Annotated in this window: 8 protein-coding genes; 1 reads left to right on the top strand and 7 read right to left on the bottom strand. The window is 61.0% G+C overall.

The genetic code is table 11. The features are described from left to right. Positions 1–18: 18 nt before the first annotated feature. A complete protein-coding gene (locus tag AC6LJ2_RS29885) occupies positions 19–675 on the bottom strand; it encodes a hypothetical protein (protein ID WP_498152749.1) in 657 nt (218 codons plus the stop codon). Between the two features lie 75 nt (positions 676–750). Next, positions 751–1,251 (bottom strand): hypothetical protein, encoded by a 501-nt coding sequence (locus AC6LJ2_RS29880; RefSeq protein ID WP_498152748.1) that lies wholly within the window; start codon positions 1,249–1,251, stop codon positions 751–753. 293 nt (positions 1,252–1,544) lie between these two features. On the opposite strand from AC6LJ2_RS29880, the gene AC6LJ2_RS29875 reads away from it, so the two are divergent. Next, a complete protein-coding gene (locus AC6LJ2_RS29875; RefSeq protein ID WP_498152747.1) occupies positions 1,545–2,087 on the top strand; it encodes a hypothetical protein in 543 nt (180 codons plus the stop codon). Positions 2,088–2,117: 30 nt separating this feature from the next. Here the strand turns inward: AC6LJ2_RS29875 and AC6LJ2_RS29870 are convergent, their stop codons facing one another. The 5 genes from AC6LJ2_RS29870 to AC6LJ2_RS29850 form a co-directional block, all read right to left on the bottom strand. Next, positions 2,118–2,501 carry a c-type cytochrome gene (locus AC6LJ2_RS29870; protein ID WP_263912598.1) on the bottom strand — a complete coding sequence of 128 codons (384 nt, stop codon included), beginning with the start codon at positions 2,499–2,501 and terminating at the stop codon, positions 2,118–2,120. 71 nt (positions 2,502–2,572) lie between these two features. Continuing rightward, positions 2,573–2,818, bottom strand: a complete 246-nt coding sequence (locus tag AC6LJ2_RS29865; RefSeq protein ID WP_263912599.1) for a hypothetical protein — start codon at positions 2,816–2,818, stop codon at positions 2,573–2,575. A 2-nt stretch (positions 2,819–2,820) separates the two neighbouring features. After that, entirely contained in the window at positions 2,821–3,303 is a 483-nt protein-coding gene (locus tag AC6LJ2_RS29860) for a hypothetical protein (protein WP_498152746.1), read from the bottom strand. Positions 3,304–3,343: 40 nt separating this feature from the next. After that, positions 3,344–3,748, bottom strand: coding sequence for a hypothetical protein (locus AC6LJ2_RS29855; RefSeq protein WP_498152745.1), 405 nt, complete (start codon positions 3,746–3,748; stop codon positions 3,344–3,346). Positions 3,749–3,797: 49 nt separating this feature from the next. Beyond that, positions 3,798–4,505: hypothetical protein (locus AC6LJ2_RS29850; protein WP_498152744.1), on the bottom strand; the 708-nt coding region annotated here is incomplete at its 5' end.

The following is a 4,505-nucleotide window of genomic DNA, read 5'->3' as shown; positions in this document are numbered from 1 at the left end:
GGGCTGCCACGGGTGCCGCTATTTGTCCACCGACCGCATGTCGCAGGTGGTTTCGGACGTTTCGCAGATGCCCCGAAACCACGCCCGTCCGCGCGTGCGGTCCTTGGGGGTCAGTGCTTCGAACTTGTCGCTGTTGCGCATTTCGTAGTCCAGCAGCAGCCATTGGCCATCGCAGGCGACGATGCCTTGCACCTTGGCCCGTTCGGTCAGCCAGTTGTCCTGCAGGTCCAGCAGCCGTTCGCTGGCGGCGTCCGGGCGGGCGTATCCGCGCGCCGACTGGATGCCGATATTCGCATCGCCGGCTTCGATCCAGCCTTCGCCCTGGTACACGGGCCGTGGCCGGCTTTGATCGTTGCCGGTCTTGGCATCGCTGGCGTTCTTGATCCTGAGCCAGCCGTCGCGCGCCTCGGCCACATCGAACGTGACGCTGTAGTAGTCGATGGTGGGGTCCGGGCCGTCACCGCGGGTCGTCGGCAGGGTGCCCAGCACCTTGGCCTGCGCGGACGGCGCCGCGCGCACCTGGACCACGGGCTTCTCATCGTTCGTCCAGCCCGAGAAGCTGCAGGTGGTGGCCCCCGGCGGGGTCCAGGCCGTGCCCTGAGCGGGCGGCGGGGCGGCGAACGCGGGCGACAGGGTCAGTGTGGCAAGTACCAGGAATATCGGTCGAAAGGTCATGGGCTTGATCTCGTCGTCGATGGAAACTGGAAAGACAGGGAGCGGGCTGCGGTGTGGGCCGGGCAGCCCGCGGCATCAGCCGTGCTTGGGGAAACCGCCGCTGACCCATTCCGAGGCGCGCTGCACGTTCAGCTTGTAGGTCGGCGCCACGTGGGTCTGAGCCAGCTGTTCGCCCAATTCGTCGTAGGCGCTCAGCACGGCATAGGGTTCGTCTTCGTCGGGAACGATGTCCAGCTTGATCGTCAGGCGGCCGGCGTCGGCGTCGATCTTCACGCTCTTGTGCAGGGTCGCGTGCAATTGCTGTTCGTGGCGGCGCAGCACTTCGTTGGCGGTCTTGACCAGGGTGGAGAACGCGGGGCCGTCCATCGGCTTGGGGTTCTTCTTGTCGCGGCCCATCGTCCAGGGGCCTACCAGGGCGGGTTCGGCCTGGCCGTCCAGCGTCATCTCCACGGCCCAGCCGTCGTCGTCTTCGTTCTTGATGATCCGAGCGGTCCAGCCGTCATCGCGCCACAACCTGGCTTCTTGTTCCTTGCGGCCTTCGGCGATATCGGACTCGGGCGTGCGGGTGTCATTCACTGCGGTACTGCTCCTGGGTGGGATGGGGGGGGGCGCGGACGTTCGCGCGACCTTCAGCACTTTAACTTAAGGCTGGGGGGATTTCCTGGCGTAGTGCGATGTACGGGGCAGTTTTGACACGGAGGGGGCGGCGCCGTCGTCGGCGCTAAATTGGACTATTCCAATTCACATCCTGAAGATCGGCACTCATGATCTGGTTGATTTTTCACCGCGAGAGGCCAGTTGACGTCCGCTAGCCTTTGTATCGAGCCATGTAATCTTGCCAAAAAATAGCGGCATCGGAAAAATTCGACATGAATACAGAGCACCATGCTCAAACAAAAGAGAAGATTCAATCTGCCCCGTTGGTGGCGCCGCCCGATCCTTGGAAAAAGGTCGGCAGCTTGGCGGTGGGGGGATTGCGTGGGGTTGGCTTTGACCGGAATTCAGAGCTGCTGCTCGTGCATTCCAGCGCGGGCCGCGGGGTGATTGACTGCCAGACCGCCGAAAAAGTCGCCAGAGACTACGAGGAGTATTACGGCGACGAGATCTTCATGGAGTGCGAAGGGATCGGACCGCTGGCGGGTACCTGCGTTCGTCTCGCAAGCATCTTTGGCGGTGGCCTGATACGGTTCACAAGAGACGATTGGTCTATCGACCAAGTCACTCTGGACTGGCCGATACAGGAGGTGCTTCTTTTCCCTCCCGAAAATATGCTGCCCGGTGTGATCCATCGGGAGCCTTCGGTTTTCTATAAGATTTTCAGGGACTTTCAGCCAATATTTGCCGGGTTCTCTTACACAGGAAAGACGCTGTTGATCGCCAGCTCTAGCGATATAGAGATATGGGGGCGGTGAATGGGTAACGTCGTGCCGCGCTGTTGAGCGTCAGCGGCTTTTTGCGATCACATCCGTCATGTATTTGTTCAGATCGCGAAAATCCTGAACCGTCCAGGCGTGCGGCGGCACCTTCACGCCGTTCTCTTTCAACGTCTTGGGGATCAAGTCGCCGTTCGGACGCAGGATCACCGATGACACGATGACGCCCGGATAGTCATGCAGCCGCTTCTTGAAAGCGGCAGTGGTCAGGTCGGGGGTAGGCGGGTTGCTCTTCTTGGCCAACGGCCCGGTGCCCTTGATGTCTGCCCCATGGCACATGGCACATCGCTGCGTGAACAGGTTCTTGCCGTTGAGGTTCTGTGCGAACGCGGGCGCGGCTTGGGCCAGCAATGCAACGCCCAGCGAGGCGATGCTTAAAACACGGACTGTCATTTTGTCTTTTTATATGAATTGAATAATGGTCGAGGAACCCCGGACGCGACGGTGTCCTGGCCCTCGGGCCGTCATGGCTCGATGATCTCTACTCGCTCGCCATGGCGCAATGCTTCATCGATGAGCCGGCGAAGGGCCAGTGAGGCAATCGCGGGGTTCACAAGATGGTCCACGAAGTAGAAACCCGCTGGCTCCAGCGCATAGCTGTAGATGTCCGTCATTGAAGGCCGCTCGATCGCGTCCGGCAGCTTTTTGATCAGCGCGGACGGATCATAACCAGCGGGAACGGCGAACTTGATCTGGTATTCGATGCCCATTGCTAGCCCAGCTTGAATTGTTGATTGTTCACGCGCCGTACGGTCACGAAGTCGGAATCCGGGAAGTAGGGAAGCTCGCCGCGCACACCTTCCTGTTGCCAGAGGTCAGCTGCGTCATGGTGAATGCACTCGAAGTCGTAGCTAGGGTCGCGGGCAATGTCGTACGAGGGATGCAAGTCGTTGATATGAAAAGAAATCGAATAGACGATCAACGGGTGTTCAGGGGCTGTGGCCCTGTCCCAGACTTCCCAGAACTCGGGATGTGCCGCACGAAACCAGGACTCGGCGAAAGCGATGGCATTGGGGGAGTCGTCCCAGACCGATTGAACGACGGCCTGGGCCGCGTGAATGTAAGGCTCGGGATTCTCCCCTTGGGGATACTCTACAAAGATCAACTGCCTTGCAAACTGGAATTCGCATTGACTGGTGGACGCGCTACCCCTGTAATTTCCAAGCATGTTTCTGCTAGACAGTTCAATGCGCATACGTCGTTTGTCCTTTGTCTTAGCCCGGTGATCGCACCCGCTACTTGGCCGCAAATTGATAAGCCGTCTGCCCATCGGGCATGAACGTATACGTGATGAACATCGGAATGGTGCGGCCGCAGGCCTCGAAATTCCAGGCTTCCCGGGCTGATCCCGAGATGAGCGCGGTCTTGGCGGCGTTGGTGCGGATGTCGTCGGACTTGCTGACCAGGGCCACCGTGACGGATTTGGGCGTTTCCTTGCAGCCGCTGGTGATGGACAGCAGCGGCACCAGCTTTTCCAGCGCGTACGGCGGGTCGGGGGTGAGCGGCGTGCCCTTGACGGGAATGCTGCGCACGTCTTGCCGGTAGGTGGTCGGGGCGGCGCAGGCGGCCAGCAGCACGGCGGGCAGGATCACGGCGCAGCGGGGCGCCCAGCGGGCAAAGAATGAAGGCCTGGTGTGCATTGGGGGGCGCATCCTTGACGGGTTGAGGTTCAAAGAAGGGGGCGGCCGATCAGGACGCACGCGGTTCCAATTCCTCCAGGTCGGCGGAATTGAAGCCCCAGCGGTGCGTCGGGTCTGCCTTGCATTGGATGACGATCTTGATTTCGCGTTTGGCGCCGACGTCTTTCAGCCCGATCTCGCCGTTGCATACCGGGCAGTCTCCGCCCAGGGTGGTGATATAGACGCTGCCGTGCTTGTCGGATTCGACGTTGAACCAGCCCGCAATGCTGACGAACCGTTTGCGCAACAGGCGGTAGCCGATCATCAGCGCCGCGCCGAACGGAATGATCAGCCAGAACCACCACACGCCCCAGCGATACGACATTTCACCCAGGCTGGCGATGACCCCGGCCGCGCCGATGGCCGTCAGCCACAGGCGCTTGAGCGAGTGGCCGCGAAACGCGAGGGGAATGATGTTGGTGCGCACAAGCCGGGGCAGGCTCCAGCCGCCTTCCTTGGAGAGCGGTCGGCGATACCCGGATTCAAGAATATCCTGGTCGGCCTTGAAACCGTCGTCCGGCACCGGGGACGGCTTGGGGCTGGACAAGCCGGACAAGGTCTTTTTGCATTCGTCGCAAAGAGGACCCCGGCCGCGGAACGCAGCCCCGCAAGTTTGGCAATGCACGGGCATTCCCTCGCGAATGATGACAACGGGCGAAAGAATACAACTGATTGGGAATTCAGAATGTTGCCGACCCCCGGCGTCGCGGCTGCGACG

It is taken from the genome of Achromobacter sp. 1014246743 (genome assembly GCF_059760725.1).
This window is presented reverse-complemented; position numbering and strand designations above follow the sequence as displayed.